This is a genomic window from Labrys sp. LIt4 (assembly GCF_017813775.1).
Lineage (GTDB): Bacteria > Pseudomonadota > Alphaproteobacteria > Rhizobiales > Labraceae > Labrys > Labrys okinawensis_A.
In genome coordinates, this window is the sequence record NZ_JAGIPY010000002.1 from 404,612 (window position 1) to 429,469 (window position 24,858).

At 62.4% G+C, this 24,858-nt stretch carries 24 protein-coding genes, 3 tRNA genes and 1 pseudogene; 22 read left to right on the forward strand and 6 right to left on the reverse strand.

Annotated elements, in window-relative coordinates:
- Positions 1-79: 79 nt before the first annotated feature.
- Complete coding sequence (locus J8I29_RS04750) at positions 80-1,762, reverse strand: tetratricopeptide repeat protein (protein ID WP_209430813.1); 1,683 nt, start codon at positions 1,760-1,762, stop codon at positions 80-82.
- Between the two features lie 122 nt (positions 1,763-1,884).
- Here J8I29_RS04750 and J8I29_RS04755 point away from each other — a divergent pair, with 122 nt between their 5' ends.
- Together J8I29_RS04755 and J8I29_RS04760 are read left to right on the forward strand one after the other, a co-directional pair.
- Complete coding sequence (locus tag J8I29_RS04755; RefSeq protein WP_209430814.1) at positions 1,885-2,922, forward strand: pyridoxal-phosphate dependent enzyme; 1,038 nt, start codon at positions 1,885-1,887, stop codon at positions 2,920-2,922.
- A gap of 243 nt (positions 2,923-3,165) precedes the next feature.
- Positions 3,166-4,359 (forward strand): porin, encoded by a 1,194-nt coding sequence (locus J8I29_RS04760; protein WP_209430815.1) that lies wholly within the window; start codon positions 3,166-3,168, stop codon positions 4,357-4,359.
- A 106-nt stretch (positions 4,360-4,465) separates the two neighbouring features.
- Here the strand turns inward: J8I29_RS04760 and J8I29_RS04765 are convergent, their stop codons facing one another.
- On the reverse strand, positions 4,466-6,544 hold the full coding sequence (locus J8I29_RS04765) for a lytic transglycosylase domain-containing protein (RefSeq protein ID WP_209430816.1): 2,079 nt from the start codon (positions 6,542-6,544) through the stop codon (positions 4,466-4,468).
- A gap of 464 nt (positions 6,545-7,008) precedes the next feature.
- Between J8I29_RS04765 and dapA the strand changes: the two genes are divergently transcribed.
- Together dapA and smpB are read left to right on the forward strand one after the other, a co-directional pair.
- The gene (dapA, locus tag J8I29_RS04770; protein ID WP_209430817.1) at positions 7,009-7,899 is read left to right on the forward strand and encodes a 4-hydroxy-tetrahydrodipicolinate synthase; all 891 of its coding nucleotides are present in this window, start codon (positions 7,009-7,011) and stop codon (positions 7,897-7,899) included.
- Between the two features lie 135 nt (positions 7,900-8,034).
- Positions 8,035-8,508 (forward strand): SsrA-binding protein SmpB, encoded by a 474-nt coding sequence (gene smpB / locus J8I29_RS04775; RefSeq protein ID WP_209430818.1) that lies wholly within the window; start codon positions 8,035-8,037, stop codon positions 8,506-8,508.
- A gap of 17 nt (positions 8,509-8,525) precedes the next feature.
- Here the strand turns inward: smpB and J8I29_RS04780 are convergent, their stop codons facing one another.
- Together J8I29_RS04780 and J8I29_RS04785 are read right to left on the reverse strand one after the other, a co-directional pair.
- Positions 8,526-9,170: a uracil-DNA glycosylase gene (locus J8I29_RS04780; protein WP_209430819.1), complete on the reverse strand. Its 645-nt coding sequence runs from the start codon at positions 9,168-9,170 to the stop codon at positions 8,526-8,528.
- Between the two features lie 221 nt (positions 9,171-9,391).
- Complete coding sequence (locus J8I29_RS04785) at positions 9,392-10,060, reverse strand: NYN domain-containing protein (RefSeq protein WP_105865330.1); 669 nt, start codon at positions 10,058-10,060, stop codon at positions 9,392-9,394.
- A gap of 433 nt (positions 10,061-10,493) precedes the next feature.
- Here J8I29_RS04785 and rpoZ point away from each other — a divergent pair, with 433 nt between their 5' ends.
- Both rpoZ and J8I29_RS04795 read left to right on the forward strand, forming a co-directional pair.
- Positions 10,494-10,871 (forward strand): DNA-directed RNA polymerase subunit omega, encoded by a 378-nt coding sequence (rpoZ, locus tag J8I29_RS04790; protein ID WP_068287631.1) that lies wholly within the window; start codon positions 10,494-10,496, stop codon positions 10,869-10,871.
- Between the two features lie 179 nt (positions 10,872-11,050).
- Positions 11,051-13,243 (forward strand): bifunctional (p)ppGpp synthetase/guanosine-3',5'-bis(diphosphate) 3'-pyrophosphohydrolase, encoded by a 2,193-nt coding sequence (locus tag J8I29_RS04795; protein ID WP_105865331.1) that lies wholly within the window; start codon positions 11,051-11,053, stop codon positions 13,241-13,243.
- 115 nt (positions 13,244-13,358) lie between these two features.
- Here the strand turns inward: J8I29_RS04795 and J8I29_RS04800 are convergent, their stop codons facing one another.
- Positions 13,359-13,703, reverse strand: coding sequence for a hypothetical protein (locus J8I29_RS04800; protein ID WP_146127039.1), 345 nt, complete (start codon positions 13,701-13,703; stop codon positions 13,359-13,361).
- A 229-nt stretch (positions 13,704-13,932) separates the two neighbouring features.
- On the opposite strand from J8I29_RS04800, the gene pyrE reads away from it, so the two are divergent.
- From pyrE to J8I29_RS04845, 9 genes and pseudogenes are all read left to right on the forward strand, one after another.
- Positions 13,933-14,517: an orotate phosphoribosyltransferase gene (gene pyrE / locus J8I29_RS04805; RefSeq protein ID WP_209430820.1), complete on the forward strand. Its 585-nt coding sequence runs from the start codon at positions 13,933-13,935 to the stop codon at positions 14,515-14,517.
- A gap of 8 nt (positions 14,518-14,525) precedes the next feature.
- Positions 14,526-15,293: a pyridoxine 5'-phosphate synthase gene (locus tag J8I29_RS04810; protein ID WP_209430821.1), complete on the forward strand. Its 768-nt coding sequence runs from the start codon at positions 14,526-14,528 to the stop codon at positions 15,291-15,293.
- A complete protein-coding gene (gene acpS / locus J8I29_RS04815; RefSeq protein WP_105865334.1) occupies positions 15,290-15,697 on the forward strand; it encodes a holo-ACP synthase in 408 nt (135 codons plus the stop codon). Before J8I29_RS04810 ends, acpS begins: the two co-directional genes overlap by 4 nt.
- Before the next feature lie 374 nt (positions 15,698-16,071).
- A complete protein-coding gene (gene lepB, locus J8I29_RS04820; protein WP_105865335.1) occupies positions 16,072-16,872 on the forward strand; it encodes a signal peptidase I in 801 nt (266 codons plus the stop codon).
- Between the two features lie 179 nt (positions 16,873-17,051).
- Positions 17,052-17,240: pseudogene (lepB, locus tag J8I29_RS29930) on the forward strand (signal peptidase I); the annotation flags it as partial.
- Positions 17,237-17,950 carry a ribonuclease III gene (rnc, locus tag J8I29_RS04830; protein ID WP_105865336.1) on the forward strand — a complete coding sequence of 238 codons (714 nt, stop codon included), beginning with the start codon at positions 17,237-17,239 and terminating at the stop codon, positions 17,948-17,950. The pseudogene lepB (J8I29_RS29930) and the gene rnc, both read left to right, overlap by 4 nt.
- Before the next feature lie 237 nt (positions 17,951-18,187).
- Positions 18,188-19,102 carry a GTPase Era gene (gene era / locus J8I29_RS04835; protein ID WP_209430823.1) on the forward strand — a complete coding sequence of 305 codons (915 nt, stop codon included), beginning with the start codon at positions 18,188-18,190 and terminating at the stop codon, positions 19,100-19,102.
- Between the two features lie 77 nt (positions 19,103-19,179).
- A complete protein-coding gene (gene recO, locus J8I29_RS04840) occupies positions 19,180-19,911 on the forward strand; it encodes a DNA repair protein RecO (protein WP_209430824.1) in 732 nt (243 codons plus the stop codon).
- Between the two features lie 64 nt (positions 19,912-19,975).
- Positions 19,976-20,512: a hypothetical protein gene (locus J8I29_RS04845; protein WP_209430825.1), complete on the forward strand. Its 537-nt coding sequence runs from the start codon at positions 19,976-19,978 to the stop codon at positions 20,510-20,512.
- Positions 20,513-20,566: 54 nt separating this feature from the next.
- Here the strand turns inward: J8I29_RS04845 and J8I29_RS04850 are convergent, their stop codons facing one another.
- Positions 20,567-21,340, reverse strand: coding sequence for an RNA methyltransferase (locus tag J8I29_RS04850; RefSeq protein WP_209430826.1), 774 nt, complete (start codon positions 21,338-21,340; stop codon positions 20,567-20,569).
- A gap of 213 nt (positions 21,341-21,553) precedes the next feature.
- Here J8I29_RS04850 and J8I29_RS04855 point away from each other — a divergent pair.
- The 7 genes from J8I29_RS04855 to nusG all read left to right on the forward strand — a co-directional run bounded on the left by J8I29_RS04855 (position 21,554) and on the right by nusG (position 24,831).
- Positions 21,554-21,638 (forward strand) — tRNA-Tyr (locus tag J8I29_RS04855).
- A 28-nt stretch (positions 21,639-21,666) separates the two neighbouring features.
- Positions 21,667-21,740 (forward strand) — tRNA-Gly (locus tag J8I29_RS04860).
- Between the two features lie 139 nt (positions 21,741-21,879).
- Positions 21,880-23,070, forward strand: a complete 1,191-nt coding sequence (gene tuf / locus J8I29_RS04865; protein ID WP_209430827.1) for an elongation factor Tu — start codon at positions 21,880-21,882, stop codon at positions 23,068-23,070.
- A gap of 93 nt (positions 23,071-23,163) precedes the next feature.
- The gene (locus tag J8I29_RS04870; RefSeq protein ID WP_105865681.1) at positions 23,164-23,484 is read left to right on the forward strand and encodes a YbjQ family protein; all 321 of its coding nucleotides are present in this window, start codon (positions 23,164-23,166) and stop codon (positions 23,482-23,484) included.
- Positions 23,485-23,729: 245 nt separating this feature from the next.
- A tRNA-Trp gene (locus J8I29_RS04875) sits at positions 23,730-23,805 on the forward strand.
- 283 nt (positions 23,806-24,088) lie between these two features.
- A complete protein-coding gene (gene secE, locus J8I29_RS04880; RefSeq protein ID WP_105865682.1) occupies positions 24,089-24,286 on the forward strand; it encodes a preprotein translocase subunit SecE in 198 nt (65 codons plus the stop codon).
- Between the two features lie 11 nt (positions 24,287-24,297).
- On the forward strand, positions 24,298-24,831 hold the full coding sequence (gene nusG / locus J8I29_RS04885; protein WP_068297490.1) for a transcription termination/antitermination protein NusG: 534 nt from the start codon (positions 24,298-24,300) through the stop codon (positions 24,829-24,831).
- The last annotated feature ends 27 nt before the right edge of the window (positions 24,832-24,858 follow it).

Genomic DNA, 24,858 nt, shown 5'->3' on the forward strand with positions numbered 1-24,858 from the left:
CGCATTGCAAACTCGGAAGGCCCGACCTCACGGTCGGGCCTTTTGCATAAGAGGACGACGTTTTGCGTATGGAGCCTCTCTATTGCGTCGCGAGCCTCGTGAAGTATTGCTCAAGGGCAGTGCGTAAACGCCCCTCGGCCTCTGCCGGATAGTCAAGCTCCTTGGGCGAGGTCGACAGCAGATTCATCGTCGCATTGGTCTCAAAAATCAGCACATCGCCGTCGTCGGTCACGTCGAAATCCATGCCGAAAATTTCGAGGGGCATCAATTGGGCGATCCGATCCAGTCTTTCAAGCACGCCCCGGCCAAGCTCCGCCTCAGGATGTCGCACGATATTGTTGGCATGCTGCAGCAGATCGGGGCATTTACGATAGAAGCCCTGCTGATGAAGCTGGCGACGAGCGCGGACATTCCATGTCTCACTATAGTCAGCGCGGATGATGAGGGAGCGTCCTTCCACGAAGGCTGCGCGCAGGGAGCGAAAGAGACCGTCGCGGTGGCGGTTCAGGACATAGGCAATGGCATAGAATTGCGTACCGTCAAGTCGATTGAGAGCTTCTGTGAGTTCCTGTCGCTTCTCGACAAGCCAGGTTCCGATGCCCATTTGCTGGAACACCGTGCGAATAATCACGGGATAGCCATATCGATCTTCGATATCCGCGATCAATTCGCTTTGCCGGGCCTTGTCGCTTCGATAGCGCTGTGTATCAGGAAAGATGATGCCCGGTTGGCTGGCAAAGCGTGCCGCGTTCTTTTGCCGTGTCGCCTGCACCGCGAGGCGGGGGTGATTGATCACCTTGACGCCGAGACTATCCGCCAAAGAACTCACGAGCTGCAATCTATCCTCGACCATCAACTGTTCGGCGTTAGCGAAATTGTTCAGAGCAAGCGCCGGGCGTGGCAAGCCGCGTAACGCGTCGACGGCCGTCGGCGCGTCCGCTAGGATCGAGAGGAAGCGAAAGCGATCGGAGAAACTCTGCGCCAATTGCGTAGGGAAGTTCCCGCTGTAATGAAGTTGCTGGGGATGCCTGAAATCGCGAATTAATTCGGGCGACTTGTTGAGAACGGCCAGCACGAATTGCTGCGATGAGTTCGCCTCGGCGAGCAAGCTTGGCATTGCTGCAGCAAAACGCCGACTATGTTGCTCGCAGGCTGCGAAATCCCCACGTTCATGAGCGAGCGCCGCACGGGCGGCGTGCAGATTAGGCAGGTCCTCGCCTACGTCGAAATCTCGATCGAGCAGCTTGGCTGCCTCGTCCTTTTGGCCGGCCTCGTGAAGCAGTTCGGCCATCAGCAAGATGAAATCGACATCTGTCCGAATCAAGCCCAGGAGCGGGGTGCCGATGGCGAGAGCCTCGCCCGCAAGGCCGACATCCTTGAACGCACTGATTAGGCTGATGATCGTTTCCTGTTCGATATCATCAGGTTGGCGATTGAGCGGCCAGGCGCCGGGTAAATGCTCCTGAGCTAAGGTTTTGGCATCTTCCAGTCGCCCGGATTCGATCATCATACCGAGCAAATTGTTGAGGTTCCGAAAGGTGAGGGGAACGGAAGTTCGGTCCCGGAGACTGAGCCGGAGCAATCGTTCGGCCTCGTCAAGATCGCCCGACTGTTCGGTAGCCACGCCGAGGAGGCCGAGAAGATCGGAATTGTCGGGATCCTGCGTAAGCAGCGCCCTATAGGCTGCCATGGCCTCGGTGATTTGTCCGCTGCGGTGCAGTTCGACTGCCCAATCACGACCGGGCGATAGCGAGGTCGGCATGAAAATTCCTCTGACTCTTATAGAATTTGGTGGACGCACCTCCGGCGGTGCGAGGGGTTTCTAAGCGGGTTGTGTATAAAGCAAGAGTGCACGCTATACGATATTCGGGAAAGAGGACGCCCGTGAAGCTGCCATGGCCCGATGCTCCTGAAATGCTCGATCCTCCCGTTGCCATCGGCAATACGCCCTGGCTTCATCTCAGCGTAACGTTGAATGGTATCGAGCATGAAATACGGCTGAAGGAGGAGTATCGGAACGCCTTCGGTTCGATAAAGGATCGGGTGGCCTGGAAGCTTCTCGCCGATGCCATGGTGACGGGTACCTTGCGCCCTGCGGGGAGGGTGGTCGACGCATCGTCCGGCAACTATGGCATTGCTCTTGCGGCCCTGGGCACGCTCTACGGGGTCGATGTCGAGATCGTCGTCTCCGAAGGCATTCCGGAGACGACGGCGGCAAGGATTCGGGAAGCCGGGGCTTCGTTGCACATTGCCCGGCGACAGGGAGATGAAACCCTGCATGCAGCACGTATCTCCCTGGCCGGCGAGCTCGCGAAACGCACGGGCGCCGTGTTTCTCGACCAGTACAACAATCCCGGCAATCCAGCCAGCCATCGCGATTGGACGGCACCGGAGATCTTTACTCAAGAGCGGCTGGATGCTCTGTTTTTATCGGGATCCTCTGGAGGTACGGCCGCTGGTGTTTCCCAATATCTTATCGGTAAGGCGATTGCTTGCCAGTTGTTCATCGTTGATTCCCCGGCCTCCGATATCCTCTCCAGCGCCGAGCGTCCCGAAGCCAGCCTGCTGGTGCCGGGTATGGGTTCGAAAAGGCGGACGAGGTTCCTGCCCGTCCCCGGTAGCTATTCTCTTCTGCGCGTTTGGGACCATCAGGCGTTTGCCTGTTATCGCCTGCTGAGAGAGGCGGATGGGTTGTCGTTGGGCCTCTCGAGTTGCGGGGTTCTTGCTGGTGTCATCGATTGGCTGTCTGGCCAGGATCGTCCCCGCAAGATCGCGATGCTGGGCACGGACCGCCACGACAAATATCTCAACCATGTGGAGGCTTGCCTGAAGGACGCCCAGGTCCTCTCCAGGGTCGAAGGTTATATGATTGGCTATGATGGGATCCTGCGCTCGATGCAGGGGCTGTGGCGACCGACCTGAATGTGTCTCGACAACGATGTCGCGGGCCGCTAACGGCGCTATTGCAGAATAATCGTCAACTCGATTCTGGCTTCGCAACGCGGACACTGACAGAAGAGGCGTGCTCTTTTGGCAACGCGTTGCTTGAAAGTCGGCCCATGGCGGCACGACCTGCGGCATTTCATTGAGTTGCCCCGGCTTTTGCCGCACTCTGCAGCTGGAGGTTGTGCGGCTGGGGACGGGCCGTCACCTTGGGGAAGAACGATGAAGGCAGCGGTGGTCGGCATTGCCGGCGCAATCTTGGGGGCTGGTGTGGCCCATGCGCAGGATTTGCCGGTCAGCAAAGAAGCTCCGGAGAGCTACCTTCAGGCCTGCGTCGAGATGGGTGTGGGTTTCTGGCAGCTGCCAGGCAGCGATACCTGCGTGAAGATCAGCGGTGAAGTGCGGGCCGACTATGTCGTCACTCGCCAGAGAACCCGTGAGGATGACTTCACCGGCTTCGTCACGCGCGGCCAGATCGGTTTTGATGCCCGTACCAACACCGATTATGGCCTGCTGCGCTCCTTCTTCCTGATCGATGCCTATGTCGGTCCGGCAGCGAGGACGGAATTCGTGGTCGACAAGGCCTTTCTGCAGTTTGGCGGCCTGACGGCAGGCTATGCCCATAGTTTCTTCGGCATCTACGACCTCGACTACGGCAATGATCTCCTGCAGCCCTATTTCGGCTATGCCGCCACCACCAATCTGATCGCCTATACTCAGGAATTCGGCGGCGGTTTTTCGGCGACATTATCGCTCGAGGATGCCCGCGGCACGCGCAGCGATGTGCTGAACTTCTTCGGTTTTCCCGAGCCGCGACGCCCGGCGGGTGGAACCGCAATGCCCGACATCGTCGGCAATCTCCGTCTGGACCGCGATTGGGGCACCCTGGCCGTTTTCGGCGCCGCCCACCAGATCCGCTATCCCGGTCCACCGCAGATCGGTGGTTCCGACTATGGTTATGCCGTCGGTGGGGCATTCGCTCTCAACCTGCCGATCCGCTCCGGGGCCCACATCGCGGTGGAGGGAACCTACGCCGATGGTGCTTCCTCTTACCTTGGCTGGCAGCAGGTCGATGCGGCCTATGAGAATTTCAGCCGGCGCAAGGATCTCGGCCGTGGCTGGACTGTTACCGGCGAAATGGGTGTCAACGTCACGCCGGCGCTCACCGTGAACCTGCTCGGTTCCTATCTCGATTACAGCGCAGCGACCACGCGGGACTATGTCAATCCGGCGGCCCCGGATGTAAGGGGATGGGTCGCAGGCGGCAACGCCGTCTACACGGTTACGCGCGGTCTCTCCTTCGGCATCGAGGGGTTTTATTCATCCTATCGGGCCAAGGGCGGACAAGACTTCTTTCCCTATGAAGAGGACATTCGAGGCTGGACCGGCGTGCTACGCGTTCGCCGGACATTCTGAGCCGGGAGCCTGCTCCAAGTCCCGAAGATGCCGACGCGCCCGAGACTTGGCCGCTTCGCAATTTTCGATCTAAAGTCAAGAGTTTGGCGAAAGGCGCCTCTGGGTATCACCGGCTTTTGCCGCGGAGATCGGCCTCGATCAGCAAGGAGCTCTTAGTATCGAGGCGTGAGCGGTAGACCTGCACGTTTTCCAGCACGCGCTGCACATAGTTGCGCGTCTCCGTATAGGGAATGCGCTCCACCCAGTCGATCGGATCGACCTTCGGATCGCGCGGGTCGCCATAGGCCTTGACCCATTCGGCAACCTTGCCGGGGCCGGCATTGTAGGCGGCGAAGGTCATGACATAGGAGCCGCGGAAGCGGCCGATCAGATCGCCCAGATGCGCCTCGCCCAGGCGGGCATTGTAGACGGGATCGCTGGTCAGCTTCCTGGCATCGAAGGCGATACCGGCCAGGCGTGCGGTCGCCTTGGCGGTCGAGGGCATCACCTGCATCAGGCCGCGGGCACCGGCGGTGCTGATGACTTCATGGCCGAATTCGCTTTCTTGCCGGGCGATGCCGTAGACGACGGCGCGTTCGACATTGCCCGAGCTCTCGAAGCCGGGAATGGCGCCGATCGGAAAGGCGATCGCATCGAGCGGCAGGCCGCGCTGCGTGGCCGATTTGCCCACGGTGAGTGCCGTCTTGGTGTCCTGATTGTCGAGAGCAATCTGGCCGAGCAGGGCCAGCTGCTGGCTGTCCTGGAGTTGCCGTCCCATGTCGGTGACGAGAATGCGGGCATAGTCGCGCTTGCCGAGTGTGTAGAGTTGGTTGATGGCCCGCACCGCCGGAAGCTCGTCGAAGGCCGCACGGCTGGCGGGCGTGGCCTCGGGCAGGGCATTGAGGTCGAGCGTCCGCAGCCCAAGGCGAGCCCGGGCGATCTGGCCGTAATAGGTGATGGGATAGCGCGCGGCCGCCTGGTAGAACCCGGTCGCCCCGGCCTTGTCCCCGGCCGCTTCGGCAGCGCGGCCCTGCCAATAGGCGCCGCGCGCGACCGAAATCGGCCGCTGGGAATCGGCGCTTAGATTGGCGAAATGCCGGGCGGCGGCCCGGGGATCGTTCAGAAAGCGCAGGGCGATCCAGCCGCAATGGAACTCGGCTTCCATGCGGGTGGTGTCGCTCTCGGCCGTAAAGCCGGCAGCCACGGCATAAGCGGTGCGCGCATCACCCTGGTCGAGCAGGGCCCGCGCCACCAGGCGCCGTTCCGTCCACCATTGGTCGGGGCGCACGAGTGCGACGGCGTCGCGCGGGGCCTTCAGCAACAGGGCGGCGGCATCCCGCGGCTTTTTCTGGCGCCGGAGATAGACGACACGGGCGAAGACATAGGCCGGATCGTTCGAAACATTGGCGGCCAGCAGGGCGCCGGCGTTCCTGGCTTGTCGGGCCACGGCAATGCGCTGCTTGGCAAGCGTCACCACCTCCGGGCCGGCCCGGGCGGCGACACGCAAGCCATCATCATAATTGCCATCATAGATCAGGCGATCGGCGCGATATTTGTGATCGGCCGGCGAGAGCAAAGCCCCGTAGTCCCGCAGGATATCGCCCTCGAGCTGACCGGACAGGCTGTCATTGCGATAGGCATCGCGAATGAGGGCGGCAGCTCGGTCCGGGTTGCCGTCGCGCTGCAGTACGGCGGCGAGGGCGACCTTGCCCTCATCGGTCTCCGGCTGGGACGAGGCGAAGAAGGCGCGCACGGTGTCGGCATCCGCTCCCTCATTGTAGAGTGCCTCTTCCCCACGCCGCCGGATCAAGCCGTTGCCGGGCCAGCTCGGATAGGCAGCGAGGAAGGCTTTGATTCGGGCGAGCCCGATATGGCGCGCGGCGCTGCGGATGGCGATCCACTCTGCCGCGGCCTGGCTGGCCGGATCGGTGAGAGAGCGGGCGAGGCTGTCGCCGCCTGAACGGTCGCTGCTCTCATAGGCGGCGATCGCCTGGCGCAGGATGTCGAGCTGATTCACCAGCGGCGGCGGAACGAGGATCGAACCGGTGATTTCGGTATCGGAGCGAGCTGAATCGGCCGGGGCGACGGCATCGGTGCGCAGGGCGACGGTGCGTGCCGGATGCTTGAGGGTGGCATCGCCAGGCCGCGTGACCGGGGCGGCGAGTGCGCCGGTCAGCACCGCAACGAAGAGGGATGTACCCGTCATGAACCGCAAGAGCATTGCCGCCACGCCAATCCAGGTGACCCAGTTCGGCGATTGTCGCGTCCTCTGATTGACGAAGCGTGAATGACGACGTTGGAATGCCGCATTCTCGCCATCAGTGAGGCACGAGGAAAAGGTGATTTTCAAGGCCCGAAGGCGGCGGATTCGCGGCTACTGCCTTAAAAAGCGGCAATCCGAGTCTGACTCATTCCATTAACCAGAGCGATGCGAAGATCATCCCGTTGAAATGGGGGGCTTTCGGCCGCAAATCGCTGTCCATGCTCTTTTCGTGACCGGGTGGCTCGTATATGTCTGGCGCCCGGCTGAGATCACCGAGGCAGCCGTCCGGCAAAGCGTTTTGCGATCTGGTGGAATCACCCCGAATTGCAAAAATGCGTCGAACCAGAAGTTAGAGCAGAGTGCGTTTTCGCCGAAACGCGCTTTGCCCCAGGGATCGTGGAGTTGAAATGATGTCGAAGGCAAAGTTCAGAGGGTCGCTCACCGCCTTGGTGACGCCGTTCCGCGACGGCGCCATCGATGAGAAAGGTTTTCGTGACCTGATCGACTGGCAGATCGCCGAAGGCACCAGCGGCCTGGTGCCGGTAGGCACCACCGGCGAGAGCCCGACGCTCAGCCACGCCGAGCATCACAGGGCAGTGGAGATCTGCATTTCCCAGGCCAATGGCCGCGTTCCCGTGATTGCCGGTGCCGGTTCCAACAATACCGTCGAGGCCATCGATCTGGCGCGCCATGCCGAAAAGGCCGGGGCGGATGCCGTGCTGGTGGTGACGCCCTATTACAACAAGCCGACGCAGGAAGGGCTCTACCAGCACTTCAAGGCTGTCAACGACGCAATCGGCATTCCGATCTTCATCTACAACATCCCGCCGCGTTCGGTGGTCGACATGTCGGTAGAGACGATGAAGCGCCTCTATGAGCTCAAGAACATCGTCGGGGTGAAGGATGCCACCGGCAATCTCGCCCGCGTATCCCAGCAGCGCCAGCAACTCGGGCCGGATTTCATTCAGCTCTCAGGCGAGGACATGACGGCTCTCGCCTTCAATGCAGCCGGTGGCCAGGGCTGCATCTCGGTGGTCTCCAATATCGCGCCGCGGCTGTGTGCGGATTTGCAGGAGGCGACGCTGCGCGGAGATTATGCCTCGGCCCTTGAAATTCAGGACCGCCTGATCCCACTTCATGGTGCGACCTTCCTGGAGCCGGGACTCGCCGGGGCCAAATGCGGCCTGGCCATGCTCGGGCGCCTGAAGGAAGAGGTGCGCCTGCCGCTGGTGCCGGTGACGGACGCGGCGCGTGCCCAGATCCGGCACGCGATGGTGCATGCCGGACTGCTGAATTGAAACATCGAAGCGGAGGAGGCCGGCCCTCTCCGTCCAAAAGGACGGACTGTGGGCTCGTCCCGGAAAACGCTTCCAAAACAAGAAGGTAGAGCCCATTTTCGAGCATTTCGCTCGAAGGCTCTCTTTGGGTGATACGTGGCGGACAAGAAGGACGGTGCTCGCAAGCTGGTTGCCGACAACCGCAAGGCTCGGTTCAACTATGAGTTGCTCGACACCTTCGAGGCCGGGATCGTGCTGGCCGGTACCGAAGTGAAATCCCTGCGCCTCGGCAAGGCGACGATCGGCGAATCCTATGCCGGGCCTTCCGGCGAGGAACTGCTGCTCTTCAACGCGGATATTCCCGAATATCTCCAGGCCAATCGCTTCAACCATGAGCGTAAGCGTCCACGCAAACTGCTTTTGCACAAACGCCAGATCAACAAGCTGATCGGTGCCGTGCAGCGTGACGGCCTGACCATCGTGCCGACCAAGCTCTATTTCAACGGGCAGGGCAGGGCCAAGATCGAACTCGCGCTCGCCCGCGGCAAGAGCCTCGGCGACAAGCGCGAGACCGAGAAGAAACGGGACTGGCAGCGTGAAAAGGGGCGCCTGCTGCGCGATAAAGGCTGATCGTCCCGAGGATGCGCTCAACGTTCGAGAATGGCGCGGATCGTCTCGAAGACAGCTCGGAACATCGGCGTGGTCAGGCGGCCCGTATTGGTGTTGTAGCGAGAGCAGTGATAGCTGTCGACGAGCGTCAGCTCGCCGATCTGATGCTGCGCGTGATGGGCAAAGGGAAAGTGGGCGGGCTTGCGGCCGAGGGCCGTGACCATGCTGTCATGCCCGATCTTGCCGAGCGCCAGGACAACCTTGAGGTTTGCCATTTCCTCGATCGTATTGGCCAGGAAGGGGCGGCAGGTGGCGATTTCGCTGCCGGTCGGCTTGTTCTCGGGCGGCACGCAGCGCACGGCATTGGTGATGCGGCAGTCGACGAGTTCGAGGCCGTCATCGGGCCGCTCGTCATAAATGCCGGTGGCAAAGCCGAAATCGCCCAATGTTTCGTAAAGCAGGTCGCCGGCCCAATCGCCCGTAAAAGGCCTTCCTGTGCGGTTGGCGCCCTGGAGCCCCGGCGCCAGTCCAGCGATCAGCAGCCGGGCAGCGGCGGGACCGAAGCTGGGAACCGGCGCGTTGTGCCAATCGGGATGCCTGGCGCGTGCCTGCAGACGGAAGGCGACGAGCCGTTCGCAGAGCGGGCAGTCGCGCCCAGGTTCTTGGAATTGACTGGCGATCATCGATTACTCGAGCAAGGGGCGTTTTGAAGAGAACGCAGCTTGCTCCAGCTCCCTGTTTCCAAGCCAATCCAATGGATTGGCCAGAGCGTCTTTGCGGCTGTTGCCGATTCCGTCAAATCGCAAAACACCCGGGCCCCGGAACGAGACAGCGGCGCTGACGCAGCCGCCCATGCGGGATCTGCCAAGAGAGAAGGCCGAGCGCGCGAGGCAATGTTCTTGGCCTACTGATCGTCGGATTGGCCGGTTGGACTCGCCGACATGAAGCCCGGGGTCTGGCCGGCGAAGCCCTGCTGGGGAGGCTGGCGCGTCGGCGCGGGACCGGCCGGGAAACTTCCGCCGGCCTGTCCTCGCACCGCACGTTCGGAAGGATCACGGCCAATCTTGCTTTGAAGGGTGACGAGGTCGACGAACTCGTCCGCCTGGCGGCGCAACTCGTCGGCGACCATCGGTGGCTGTGTCGAAATGGTGGAGACCACGGAAACGCGCACTCCCTTGCGCTGCATGGCTTCGACCAGGGAGCGGAAATCACCGTCGCCGGAAAAAAGGATCATGTGGGAAATGTGGTCGGCCAATTCCATGGCATCGATAGCGAGCTCGATGTCCATATTGCCCTTCACCTTGCGGCGGCCGGTGGAATCGACGAATTCCTTGGTCGGCTTGGTGACGACGGCGTAGCCATTATAATCCAGCCAGTCGATCAGCGGGCGGATCGACGAATACTCCTGGTCCTCCACCAGGGCGGTATAATAGAACGCTCGCACCAGATAGCCGCGGCTGTGGTACTCCTTGAGCATTTTCCGGTAGTCGATATCAAACCCCAAGCTTTTCGCCGTTGCGTAAAGATTGGCGCCGTCAATAAAGAGAGCGATGCGTTCCTGGGTGTTGTTCATTCTTCTGCCAGTTGAGGTTCGTTCTGCTGATGCTCGGTTTGATCTGAGGCGATTGAAATCGGTCTAAATTACAGTCTAGAATTAATCCCAAGGGCAACATCGAGAAGGGGCTCTCTGTGTAATCCCAGCGGAACGGCAGCAACGGCAAGTTTAGGCCCGATACATTCAGCTTGTGCCTATCGCGGTATAGAATGTCAAGGTTGTCAGCATTGTCGTTAGATTGAGTGTTTTCCAATGAGAGTGTTTACAGGATTATTGCAATATCGAGACGAACAGCCTCGATATATAAGTCGAATGAGGTAGAACTTGCGGTCAATCTCGTCGCCTCGAAGGTGGGAGGATATCACGGATCGGCCTTTTGGGGTTGCACAAACTTGGCTGACGGTGTAGTTGGCGCGCTTGATCCCAAAACACGGTACAGAAAGGCGTCGCCATGGCCCGCGTCACGGTGGAAGATTGCATCGACAAGGTCGAGAACCGCTTCGAGCTGGTTCTGCTGGCCAGCCATCGCGCCCGCATGATCGCTGGCGGTGCGGCGCTGACGGTCGATCGCGATCGTGACAAAAACCCGGTGGTGGCTCTGCGCGAGATCGCGGATGAAACCCTGACCCCGGATGACCTCAAGGAAGACCTGATCCACTCGATGCAGAAATATGTCGAGGTGGACGAGCCCGAATCGGATCCGGCCGCTCTCACCGCCGGCGATTCCGACGACAATGTCGCCTTCGACCGCATGTCGGAAGAAGACCTGCTGCGCGGTCTGGAAGGGCTGGTGCCGCCGGCCAACAACGGCTCGGACGACGAGGAATAAGCTCTCCGCTTCCTCCCAGGCGATTTCAGCGGGCCGGCACCACCGGCCCGCTTTTCTTTTGCGCTGCACCCGTATTGAATAGCGTAATGCTTCGGTTCGACCGAAGCGCGGTAACGAGGTGAGCCGGGCGCGGCAACGCTGCCGGCGGGAGACTGTGAGTGACGGCGCCATTTCGCCTGATGCGGCAATATGAACTCGTGGACAAGGTGCGGGCCTACAACCCGGCCGTGAACGAGGATCTTCTCAACGCCGCCTATGTCTACGCCATGCAAAAGCATGGTGCCCAGTTTCGCGCCTCCGGTGATCCCTATTTTTCCCACCCTCTGCAGGTGGCTTCGCTTCTCACCGATCTCAAGCTCGACGATGCCACCATCGCGGCCGCCCTGCTGCATGACACCATCGAGGACACCGATGCCACGCGCGGCGAGATCGAACGCCGCTTCGGCAAGGAGATTGCCGCGCTCGTCGACGGGCTGACCAAGATCAAGAAGCTCGATCTGGTTTCCAAGGAAGCCAAGCAGGCGGAAAATCTGCGCAAGCTTCTGCTGGCCATCGTCGAGGATGTGCGTGTCCTTCTCGTCAAGCTGGCCGACCGCCTGCACAATATGCGCACGCTCAATTTCATGAGAGCCGAGAAGCGCGCCCGGATTGCCCAGGAGACGCTCGACATCTACGCCCCGCTTGCCGGACGCATGGGCATGCAGGACATGCGCGAGGAGTTGGAGGACCTCTCCTTCCACGAATTGCAGCCGGCCCATTACGAAACCATCGTCCGCCGCCTGGAAGGCTTGAAACGCCGCAATGGCGCGCTGATTGCGGAGATCGAGAACGATCTGCGCGAGCGGCTGCAGGAGCGCGGCATCGAGGCGACGGTCAAAGGGCGTGAAAAGCGGCCCTATTCGATCTTCAAGAAGACCGAGCAGAAGCAGGTCGCCTTCGAGCAGCTTTCCGATATCTTCGCCTTTCGCGTATTGGTGAACAAGGTGGAGGATTGTTACCGCGCACTCGGCCTCGTTCATACCAAATGGCCGCTCGTGCCGGGCCGCTTCAAGGACTACATCTCCACGCCCAAGCAGAACGACTATCGCTCGCTGCACACCACGGTGATCGGTCCGGGCCATCAGCGCGTCGAATTGCAGATCCGTACCGAGGAGATGCATCGCATCGCCGAGTTCGGCATCGCCGCCCACGCCCTCTACAAGGAGAACAAGGCCGGCGACAGCCTGCGCCTGGAAGGGGAGAGCCGGGCCTTCGCCTGGCTGCGCCGGACCATGGCAATGCTGGCCGAGGGCGACAATCCGGAAGAATTCCTCGAGCACACCAAGCTCGAACTGTTCCAGGACCAGGTGTTCTGCTTTACGCCGAAGGGCAAGCTGATCACCCTGCCGCGCGGTGCCAACGCCATCGATTTCGCCTATGCCGTGCACACCGATGTCGGCAATACGGCGGTGGGCTGCCGCGTCAATGGCCGCACCACCCCCCTGGTCTCCGAACTCTATAATGGCGACGAGGTCGCCATCATCACGGCCAAACAGCAGACGCCGCCTGCGGCCTGGGAAACGCTGGTGGTGACCGGGCGGGCGCGGGCCGCCATTCGCCGTGCTACCCGCTCGGCCGTCCGTGCCCAATATGCGGGGCTTGGCCAACGTATCATCGAGCGCGCCTTCGAACGGCTGGAGAAGACCTATAGCCCGGACGCCCTGCAGGGCGCGCTCAAGCGGCTGGCCCGCAAGAGCGTGGACGACGTGCTCACCGCCGTCGGTCGCGGCGAAATGCGGTCGCAGGACGTGGTGCGGGCAGTGTTCCCGGACTTCAAGCTCGAACAGTCGAGCCATGCCGCCGCCGGGCTCGACGAGACCTGGTTCGGCCTGCAGGGTGGCCAAAACCTGCGCTTCAAGCTGCCGGGCGGCGGCGATCCTGCCAAGGCCGCCATTCCCGTACGCGGCCTGATGGGCGATCTGCCGGTACGCTTTGCCGAGGGCGGGGCGGTGCCTGGGGATCGCATCGTGGCCATCCTCACGCCGGGCGAGGCGATCACCATCTATCCGATCCAGTCGCAGGCGCTGGCCGATTTCGAGGACAGGCCCGAGCTCTGGCTCGACGTGCGCTGGGATCTGGAGGCGGCGCGCGCCGAGCGCTATCCCGCCCGGATCCAGGTGGTTTCGATCAACGAACCCGGCACGCTTGCCCAGATCGCCCAGGTGATTGCCGAGACAGACGGCAATATCGACAATCTCGCCATGCAGCGCCGCTCCTTCGACATGACGGAGATGATCATCGATCTCGAGGTCTACGACCTCAAGCACCTGCTCGCCATCATCGACGGCCTGCGTGCCCGCAAGGTCGTGAGCGAGGTGCAGCGCGTCATCTAACTCCGGGAGCGCGGACATCCCAGCGACATGCGTTCATGTCGCGATGGCCGCCTCTTTCTTTCCGATAAGCGGAGAGGCGGACAGGATGTCCGCGCTGCAAGCGCGTGCGACGGCGTCAGCTGCATTGTCCGCCGATGCTGGTCATCCCGATCACCCGACCGAACATCAGGCTGACGAGGACGGCGCAACTGCGATCATAGGCGAGGCCATATCGCGCCAGCATGCGTTTCTGCTCGACCACCGGAAGGGGCGGGGTGTCGCCACGCTGGCGGAAGTCGAGACGATTGCCGAGATAGACCAGGCGAATGGCGCCTCCTTCCTCCGAGCGAAAATCGGGCTTGCCGTAGCGCTCGACGAAAGCCTGTTCCGAGGAGCCCATCGAAAAGAGCGGCCGGAGGCCGCCGTCGCCGATCGTGCATCCGGCGAGCAGCAGCGCGAGGCAGAAGATCAATGTTCTCACGGCACTCGCACTCCGTATCTGGGCAACAACGGGAAGTCGGCGGCTAAACCGTGTTGCGATTAGACGAACTCTCCGGGAATCGCAAAGCCACCTTTGAAGCTCCCGTCAGCCCAAGGGCGGGGCACCGGGGCGGCATTTCGTGAAATTTTCTCCCTCCGACCGGTGTCGGCCATTGATCTGCACGTCCCGGAAGCGTAGCCCGTACAACCGGAAAAATCAGGAGATGATGATGACGCAGGATGAGGTGCTGGCGGAGTTCCGGGCGGCGGGAGCATTGCTCGAAGGACATTTCATCCTGACATCGGGGCGCCATTCGGCGGTCTATCTGCAGAAGAATCTCGTCTTCATGGATCCCCCGCGCACCGAGCGCCTTTGCCGGGCCCTGGCCGAGCGCATCCGCGCCGCCTATGGTCCCATCGACATGGTGGTGTCGCCGGCCGTGGGCGGCATCGTGCCGGGTTACGAGACCGCGCGCGCCCTCGGCGCCAAGACGGTGTTCGTGGAACGCGAGAACGGCCAGTTCCAGCTTCGGCGCGGCTTCGCCATTCCCAAGGGCGCGCGCGTGGTCATGGTGGAGGACATCATCACCACCGGCCTGTCCTCGCGAGAATGCCTGGCCTCCATTGCCGACCAGCCCGGCGAAATCGTGGGCGCGGCCTGCCTGATCGACCGCTCGGGCGGCAAGGCGGAGCTCGGCAAGCCCCTGGTGGCGCTGGCGACCCTGGACATTCCGACCTTCGAAGCCGACAAGCTGCCCCCCGAACTGGCCGGCCTGCCGGCCGTCAAGCCCGGCAGCCGCGCTCTTGCAGGATAGGCCTGAACATGAGCGAAGCCGTTCTGCCCAGGGCCCTCCGCCTCGGCGTCAATGTCGACCATGTCGCCACGGTGCGCAATGCGCGCGGCGGCCTGTGGCCGGATCCCGTCCGCGCCGCCCATCTGGCGGTCGAGGCTGGCGCAGACGGCATCACCGCCCATCTGCGTGAGGATCGCCGCCATATCCGTGATGCCGACATCCGGCGCATCCGGGCGGAGGTGAAGGCGCCGCTGAATTTCGAGATGGCGGTGACCGACGAGATGCTTGCGATCGCGCTTGATGTGAAGCCCCATGCCGTCTGCCTGGTGCCGGAGAAGCGCGAGGAGCGGACCACCGAGGGCGGGCTGGACGTCAGGTCGGCCGAGGCCAACCTGCGAACGGCGATCCCGCGGCTCAGGGGAGGCGGCATCCGTGTCTCCCTCTTCGTCGAGCCGGACAGGGCGGTTCTGGAGGCTTGCGCCGCTCTGGGAGCCGATATCGTGGAATTGCATACGGGTACATGGTGCGAAGCCGTCGCCTCGGGCGAGACCGGCCATGCCGCCGCCGAGTTCGAGCGTCTGAAGCTCGGCGCATCCATCGCTGCCGGCCTCGGCCTCGAAGTGCATGCCGGGCACGGGCTTGATTTCGAGACTTCGGAAACCCTGGCTGCGGTGCCCGAATTCGCCGAGTTCAATACCGGGCATTTCCTGATCGGAGAGGCGATTTTCGTCGGGCTCGCCGAGAGCATCCGCACCGTCAAGGCGGCGATGGCGGCTGGCCGGAGCCGTGCCGGATGATTATCGGCATCGGCAGCGATCTCTGCGACATCCGGCGAATCGAGGATGCACTCGCCCGCTTCGGCGAGCGCTTCGAACGGCGTTGCTTCACCGAAGGCGAACGTGCCAAGGCGGCCGGCCGTGCCGACAAGGCCGGTACGCTGGCCAAGCGCTTCGCCGCCAAAGAGGCCTGCTCCAAGGCTCTGGGAACCGGCATCAACGGTAGGGCGGGCATTCACTGGCACGATATGGAAATTCTCAATGCCGAGAGCGGCCGGCCCGAATTGCGGCTGAGCGGCGCGGCCTTGCGCTGCCTCGGCGGCATGCTGCCCGAGGCGCATGAGGCCCATCTTCATCTCAGCCTGACCGACGAGCATCCACTGGCGCAGGCTTTTGTGGTGATCGAGGCCCGACTGCGCGCTTGAGTGGAAAGGTGGTCGGCCGCCGTGCAATTGCCGAAATCGTGCTGTTTGTGACGAAGGTCATTCCGGCGAATGATCGATGCCACCGGGCGTTTCGTCAGGCATGGTACGGCGCCAGACGAGGACGGGCCCCGCTCTCATCCGGTGTGTGACATGCCTCACCACGCGCGCTGGCGGCAGGCTCTGTCGTTGCACCCTCTATCCGCAGGGGCTATAGCAGCCGCAACAGAGTTGTTTCGTTACAAAGCTTCCGGAGCTTGCCCCAGGGCCGGCTCCGGAAGCTTTGCGTAATTTCAAGGTTCTCGCGGGATCTTGGATCGGGGCAATGTTTCGAGGCTCCGGTCCCACCGAGGACCGCCTCCAAAGATGGAAGATCGATGAGCGTGGCCAGCCAACCGAACAAGACGCCCGACACCAGCGGCGCCGCCAAGAAAACGTCGAAAGATGGCGGTATCGGCGAGCTCATCAAGATCATCATTCACGCGCTCATCATCGCGCTGGTGGTCCGCACGGCCCTGTTCCAGCCGTTCAACATTCCGTCCGGCTCGCTGATCCCGACGCTGCTGGTCGGCGATTACGTTATGGTCTCGAAATACAGCTATGGCTGGTCGCGCTACTCCGTGCCGGTGATCTCCAGCATCCTGCCATCGGGCCGCCTGTGGGCGGGCGAGGGGCCCAAGCGCGGCGACATCGCCGTCTTCAAGCTGCCGAAGGACAATTCGACCGATTTCATCAAGCGAGTCATCGGTCTGCCCGGTGACCGCATCCAGATGCGCCAGGGCCGGCTGTTCATCAACGGTACCATGGTTCAGCGCGAGCAGGCCGGCAGCTATCTGGTCAAGGATGAGTTCGGGCGTGACAAGGAAGTGCCGAAATATATCGAGACCCTGCCCAATGGCGTGAAGCACGAGGTCATCGAGATTCAGGGCGATACCGGCTATTACGACAATACCGACGAATATGTCGTGCCGCCGGGCAACTATTTCATGATGGGCGACAATCGCGACAATTCCGATGATTCGCGCGACCTCGCCGCCGTCGGCTATGTGCCGCTCGACAATTTCGTCGGCAAGGGCCAGATCATCTTCTTCTCCGTCGCCGACGATGCCTCGCCGCTCGCCTTCTGGCAGTGGCCGTGGACCGTGCGCGGCAGCCGTTTGTTCTCGCTCATTCGATAATGGCCGATCGGACCACGTCTGACGGGATATTGCGTCGAATTCGGCCACATGCGAGCCGCCACGGCAGAGTGCTGCTTGCCGGCGGTGTTCTGCTGCTCGCCTCTTGCTGCAATCTCTCCATGCCGAGTGGTTCCAACATTCCGACGCTGCTGGTGGGCGACATCGTGATGGTGTTGCCCAACACCGATGAATATGTCGTCCCGGCCGGCCATTACTTCGTGATGGGCGACAATCGCGACAATTCCGACGATTCGCGTGATCTCGCCGGTGTCGGCTATATTCCGCTCGAGAATTTCGTGGGCAAGCCCTGGCGGGTCCTGTTCTCGACAGCCAAGGCACAAATGCGTCTGCTTAAGATCATACAATGAGTTCGAAGAAGAAACCCCCGCTCGAAACACTGGAAGCTGCGCTCGGCCATGTCTTTGCCGATCGCTCTCTTCTGGAGCGGGCGTTGACGCATATCAGTTTCCTCGACGGGCCGGGCCGGCTGGCGAGCTATCAGCGCCTCGAATTTCTGGGTGACCGCGTGCTCGGCCTGGCGGTTGCCGACATGCTCTATCGTGCCTTTCCCGATGACGAGGAAGGCGCCATGTCGCGCCGGCTTTCCGACCTCGTGCGCAAGGAGACCTGCGCCGCGGTTGCCACTGACTGGGGGGTTGGTCCGCATGTCAAGCTCGGTCTGGGCGAGGCTCATTCGGGCGGACGCAAGCGCGTCACCACGCTGGGCGATGTCTGCGAGGCCCTGATCGGCGGCGTCTTCGTGGATGCCGGTTACGACAAGGCGCGCGCCGTGGTCGAGAAGGCCTGGCGCGAACGGCTCCATGCTCCGGTCCGGCCACCGAGCGATGCCAAGACCGCCTTGCAGGAATGGGCCCAGGCCCGTGCCCTGAAGGCTCCGACCTATCGCCTGGTCTCACGCACCGGGCCCGATCACAATCCACGCTTCGTGATTGCCGTCGATATCGAGACGCTGACCTCGGCCGAAGGCGAAGGCAAGTCGAAGCGCCTGGCCGAGCAGGCCGCCGCTGCTGCCTTCATGGCACGCGAGGGGATCTCCCTGGAGGGGCGCCACGGCTGATCGGGTCGACGGACCACTCCCTCCATAAGCCTTGGGCTCGGTCGATCTCCCGGGAAAACCAAGAATAAACCGACCGCTGCTCGGCCTCGGCCAATCACGCCGTATGTCGGCACGTCAATGTCTGCTAGAGCGAAGTGCGGTTTCTGCGAACCTCACTTTGCTCTAGCTCCATGTTTCGACGCGTCCTTGCGATTTGAAATAATTCCCTCAAATGGCAAAACGCTTTAGAAAGCTGAAATGAACCAGACCTCAAACACCAGATGCGGCTTCGTCGCCCTGATCGGCGCCCCCAACGCCGGCAAATCCACGCTGATGAACGCCATCGTCGGCGCCAAGCTGTCGATCGTCACCCACAAGGTCCAGACGACGCGCGCGATCGTGCGCGGTATCGCCATGACCGGTGACGCGCAGATCATCTTCGTCGACACGCCGGGCATCTTCCAGCCTAAGCGCCGGCTCGACCGGGCCATGGTAACCACCGCCTGGAGCGGCGCGGCCGATGCCGATGCCGTCTGCCTGCTCGTCGACGCCCAGCGCGGGCTCGACGAGGGCAATGAGGCGATCCTGGAAAAGCTCTCCGCCACCAAGCAGAAGCGCATCCTCATCCTCAACAAGATCGATGCGGTGAAGCGCGAGAAACTGCTGGAGCTTGCCCAGGCCGTCAACGCACGGCTGCCTTTCGACGAGACCTTCATGGTGTCGGCGCTGACCGGCAGCGGCGTGGAGGACCTCACCAAGCATCTCGGCTCCATCATGCCTGCCGGGCCCTGGCTCTATCCCGAGGACCAGATTTCCGATGCGCCCCTGCGCTCGCTGGCGGCCGAGATCACGCGCGAGAAGCTGTTCCTGCGCCTGCATGACGAACTGCCCTACGAATCGACGGTGGAGACCACGGCCTGGACCTCGATGAAGGACGGTTCGGCCCGTATCGAGCAGACGATCTATGTCACGCGCGAGGGGCACAAGAAGATCGTCATCGGCAAGGGCGGAGAAACCATCAAGGCGATTTCCATGGCGGCCCGCAAGGAAATCGCGGCCATGGCCGAAGCGCCCGTGCATTTGTTCCTGTTCGTGAAGGTGCGCGAAAACTGGTCTGACGATCCCGAGCGCTATCGCGAAATGGGCCTGGAATTCCCGGTGGAGAAGCCCTGAGGCGGGCTCCCTTTATGAGTGTCGGCCAGGAGGCCGACACTCCAAGCCATGCGCTCCTTGTTAGGGCGGGCAGTCCGATGGAATGGATCGACAGCGGTTACATATTGGGCGTGCGCCGCCACGGCGAATCCAGCGTGATCCTCGAGGCGATGACCCGGGACCACGGCCGTCATCTCGGCATGGTGCGGGGAGGGCGCTCGCGGACATTGCAGCCGGTGCTGCAGCCCGGCAATGAGGTGCAATTGACCTGGCGTGCCCGGATCGAAGGTCATCTCGGCCATTTCGCCGTCGAAGGGCTGACATTGCACGCCGCCCGCTTCCTCTCCTCCCGGCAGGCCCTGTTCGCCATGACGCATGTGGCGGCACTGGTTCGCCTGCTGCCCGAACGCGATCCGCATCCCGGCCTTCACGAAGCGCTCGGCCACCTCGTCGAGGTGCTGGGAGAGCCCGATTTGGCGCCGGCGCTGATCGCCCGCTTCGAACTCGAGGTCCTGTCGGACCTCGGCTTCGGCCTCGATCTGGCCGCCTGCGCCGTTACCGGCCGGCAGGACGACCTCATCTATGTCTCCCCCAAGAGCGGCAGGGCGGTTTGCCGGGAGGCCGGAGCCCCCTGGCATGACCGGTTGTTGCGCTTGCCGGCCTTCCTGCGCGGCGAGGACGGCATGCCCGCGGCTGGCGATATCGCGGATGCCTTGCGGCTGACCCAGTATTTCCTGGAGCGCGATGTCTTTGCGCCGCGCGGCCTTGCCATGCCGGAGGGGCGGCGCGTCCTTCTGGAGAGTCTGGTGACGGGGCAAGAAAAGGGTTAACCAATCCTTATTCCGCCAAAGTCATTGGCTACGAGCGGCGGATGAAGTTTTCGAGGATGATGCCGTGACCATCCGTCCCGTTTCCCTGCTGGCAATTGCGCTCTCTCTTGCCGCCATCCCCCTGACGCAGGCCCAGGCGGGCTGGCGCGACGCTCCCTTTTATGGTGATGGGGGCTGGGGCAGCGAGTTCGAGGCGCCCATGGGCCCTTACCATCCGGGGACTGTTTATCGCGAGGACGAGGGCGGCTACGAGACCCGCAGCTTTTATCCGCGCCCCGCCTATCCGCGCCCTTGGGTGAGGGGGCCGGTTTATGAGCCCGATATCGAAGGGCCCTACGACGTCCTGCCGGAGGAGCGCGGACCGGGGATGCGTTCGCTTCGCCCGCCGCGCAACGTCGTCGGAACACCGCAGACCCTGCCGCGCCCAGCTCTGCCGAAGCCGCGCAACGCGGCCTTGTCTGCGCCGAAGAAGATCGATCCGGCGAAGACCCTGCCACCCGCCGCTGCCCCGAAACCGCGCCCGGAGCCGGTCCAGGAGGCGAGAGCGCTGCCGGTACCGCGGCCCAATCTCGAAAGCATGGATTTCGAGCCCGCGAAATAGAAACGCCTCGATGCTTGCGGTTCGCGGTGCCCCGAGGCAAACCGCAGAGAGGTATCAGGCCGGTATTTTGGCCCTCGCCACATAGAGTGCGAGCGCCGCAGCGTTCGAGACGTTCAGGCTCTTGATCGCGCCGGGCATGTCGAGGCGGGCCAGGGCATCGCAGAGCGAGCGTGTGCGCTGACGCAGGCCCTTGCCCTCGGCGCCGAGTACGAGCGCCAGCGGTCCGCCGAACGCCGTACCCTCCAATGTCGCCGGTCCTTCCGAATCGAGGCCGATTCGCGTCACGCCGCTTTCCCCCATTTCATCCAGCGTATCGCCGAGATTGCGCACGGAGACGACCGGCACATGTTCGAGACCGCCCGAGGCCGATTTGGCAAGCACGCCGGTGGCGGCGGGGGAATGGCGCTCGGTGGTGATGATGGCGGCCACCCTGAAGGCGGCGGCCGAGCGGATGATGGCGCCGACATTGTGGGGATCGGTGATCTGGTCGAGCACCAGCACGATATCCTGGGCGCCGAGTTCCCCGAAGGCGGGGGCGGGCAGGGGGGCCGCTTCCAGGTAGAGCCCCTGGTGAATCGAATCGGGTGTGAGCAGGCGGTCGATGTCGCCAGGTCGGACGGTTTCGGCCTTGATTCGCGTCTCGACCTTCTCGTCGGCGAGCCTTTTCAGGGCATTTTCGGTGGCGAGCAGCCGCTTGAGCTTGCGCTTGGGGTTCTGCAGCGCTTCGCGCACCGGGTGCCAGCCATAGATCACCACGGTGTCGGGCGTTGCTTCGCCGGCATAGCCCCGATGGTGGCCGCGATGGCCCCTGCGGTCCCTGTCCTTCATGTTTTTCTCCGTTCCGGAGACTGCCATGGCATGCCCGGCGTGCCAAAAAAAGCCCCGTCGGTGATTAAGTGCAAAAACTCGTCGTCAATCTTCGCCTTTTGGGTTGACAGGCACCGATCCCCTCACCATAACGGCGCCCTCTGAACGAAGCGGTCGCGCCACTTGGCCGCTTCGATTTCGCAGCGGCTTCACAGCGTTGCGGAAGGACGTTTTGGAGGGGTGCCCGAGTGGTTAAAGGGGACGGACTGTAAATCCGTTGGCTCAGCCTACGTTGGTTCGAATCCAACCCCCTCCACCAAACGTCCAAAGAACCCTGTGTTTGGTTTGCGGGTGTAGCTCAATGGTAGAGCAGCAGCCTTCCAAGCTGAATACGAGGGTTCGATTCCCTTCACCCGCTCCATTCCCTTCCGGTCGGATTTCGGGCCACCCAAACCTCGCGCTCCATTCTCTTCTTGCGCGTCGGCGCAAAAACCCCTATCGAGCCGCCCGATATTTCGCACCGGCGAAATACCCAATCCTCCAATGCTGGAAACGGGGCTATGGCCAAAGAGAAATTTGAACGCACGAAGCCGCACTGCAACATCGGCACGATTGGTCACGTTGACCATGGCAAGACGTCGCTGACGGCAGCGATCACGAAGGTTCTAGCCGAGACGGGCGGTGCGACGTTCACGGCGTATGACCAGATCGACAAGGCTCCGGAAGAGAAGGCTCGTGGCATCACGATCTCGACGGCGCATGTGGAGTACGAGACGAAGAACCGTCACTATGCGCATGTGGACTGCCCCGGCCACGCCGACTATGTGAAGAACATGATCACGGGCGCGGCGCAGATGGACGGCGCGATCCTGGTTGTTTCGGCGGCTGACGGCCCGATGCCGCAGACGCGCGAGCACATCCTTCTGGCGCGCCAGGTCGGCGTTCCGGCGCTGGTGGTGTTCCTGAACAAGGTCGACATGGTCGACGATCCGGAGCTTCTGGAGCTGGTCGAGCTGGAGGTTCGCGAGCTTCTGTCGAAGTACGAGTTCCCTGGCGACGACATTCCGATCACCAAGGGTTCTGCGCTGATGGCGCTGGAGAACAAGTCTCCGGAGATCGGCCATGACGCGATCCTGAAGCTGATGCAGACGGTTGACGAGTACATCCCGCAGCCTGAGCGTCCGATCGACCAGCCGTTCCTGATGCCGGTTGAAGACGTGTTCTCGATCTCGGGCCGCGGCACGGTGGTGACCGGCCGTGTCGAGCGCGGCATCGTCAAGGTTGGCGAGGAAGTCGAGATCGTGGGCATCCGCGCCACGCAGAAGACGACCGTGACGGGCGTTGAGATGTTCCGCAAGCTTCTGGACCAGGGCCAGGCCGGCGACAACATCGGCGCGCTGCTGCGCGGCACCAAGCGCGAGGACGTGGAGCGCGGCCAGGTGCTGTGCAAGCCGGGTTCGGTGAAGCCGCACACCAAGTTCAAGGCCGAAGCCTACATCCTGACCAAGGAAGAGGGTGGCCGTCATACGCCGTTCTTCGGCAACTACCGTCCGCAGTTCTACTTCCGCACGACGGACGTGACGGGCGTGGTGACGCTGCCGGAAGGCACGGAGATGGTGATGCCGGGCGACAACATCGCCATGACGGTGAACCTGATCGTGCCGATCGCCATGGAAGAGAAGCTGCGCTTCGCCATCCGTGAAGGCGGTCGTACCGTCGGCGCCGGCGTCGTCGCCGCCATCATCGAATAAGCCCGGGCGAAAGCTCGAGGTTGAAGCGGCGCAGCCTTGGCTGCGCCGTTTTTGTTTGTATTGGTGGCTCCACCCGCATTCGAGGAAAAGGTCATGATCGTCGTCACCACCAATGATCTCCCAGGCTACCGCGTCGTGAAGCATTTCGGCGTGGTGCGGGGCATCACCGTGCGTTCGCGCAGTGTGATCGGCAATATTGGCGGCGCCATCCAGTCGGTGTTCGGCGGCAAGCTGTCCGTCTATACCAATCTGGCGGAAACCGCCCGGCAGGAAGCCTATGAGCTTCTGGTGCGCCACGCCGAGGAGCTGGGCGCCAACGCCATCATCGCCATGCGCTACGATGCCAATGAGATCATGGATGGAATCACCGAGGTGCTGGCCTATGGCACCGCGGTGGCCGTCGAGCCGGTCTGAGCGGAAAGCGATGTCATTCCGGATGCGCTGCACTATCCGGTGGTGCGGCGCGGATCCGGGCCCGCGAGCGGAACGAGGCTGGCCTTCAGCGCGGTCCCGCGTCTGCGGCGCAGCATTGCATGCCGCACGGCGCGCGGGATGACCCTTCACCCGCTGGAGGCATGCAATTTTTCACAGTCATCCCCATCTGTGGGATTGCGCCAAATCATTTGCGCGGCTATGTAGGCGCCGCGCGAGCAACGCGTAGGGGTATAGCTCAGCTGGTAGAGCGACGGTCTCCAAAACCGTAGGTCGCGGGTTCGATCCCTGCTGCCCCTGCCAATTTACGCGGATGAGGCGTTCAGCTTTTTTCGCTCTGTCATGAAAGCCGGGGGATGGGGCTTGGCCGCACCCTCGGTTTTGTGTTGGCAAAAACGGCCGGACAGGATTTGCACGCCCGCTGGGCGGATGGCAAACCCTGCGAGGTTCACAGTCGTCGCAGGGCCTGGCTGGTCGGATCATTTCCGCATCATCCATGCTCCGCTCAGGCTCTGTCTTGCATTTGCGAGGCAGGATTTCGAAATGAGTGCCGGAACAATCCTGTTTCGGTCAAGGCGGTAGGACGATGGCAAAGACGACTCCGATGGAGTTCTTGCGGCAGGTTCGCAATGAAACGAACAAGGTTACCTGGCCTACCCGCCGGGAGACCATGATCACGGCCCTCATGGTCGTCATCTTCACTGTTCTCATGGCGATCTTCTTCGCAGTCGCGGATTGGTTCCTGCTGCACGGAGTCGCTCTCATCGTAAGTCTGGGCCGCTAGGGAAATCCATAATGGCCAAGCGCTGGTACATCGTTCACGCCTATTCCAACTTCGAGAACAAGGTCGCGCAGTCGATTCGCGAGCAGGTCGCCCAGCGTGGGCTTTCCGATCTGTTCGAAGAGATCCTGGTGCCGACCGAGAAGGTCGTCGAGGTTCGCCGCGGCCGCAAGGTCGACACCGAACGCAAGTTCTTCCCCGGCTATGTGCTGGTGAAGTGCGATCTGACGGATGAGGTGCATCACCTCATCAAGAACACGCCGAAGGTCACCGGCTTCCTGGGCGCCGACAAGGCCAAGCCCGTGCCGATTCCCGACCGCGAGGCCGAGCGTATCAAGGGGCAGGTCGCCGATGGCGTCGAGCGTCCCAAGCCTTCCGTCAGCTTCGAGGTCGGCGAGCAGGTCAAGGTGGCCGATGGCCCCTTCGCCTCCTTCAACGGCATCGTCGAAGAAGTCGACGAAAGCCGCGCCCGCCTCAAGGTGGCGGTTTCCATTTTTGGCCGGGCAACCCCGGTCGAACTCGAATACGGGCAGGTCGAAAAGGTCTGATCCCGTACGCGGGAGGGGAAGCAGGGC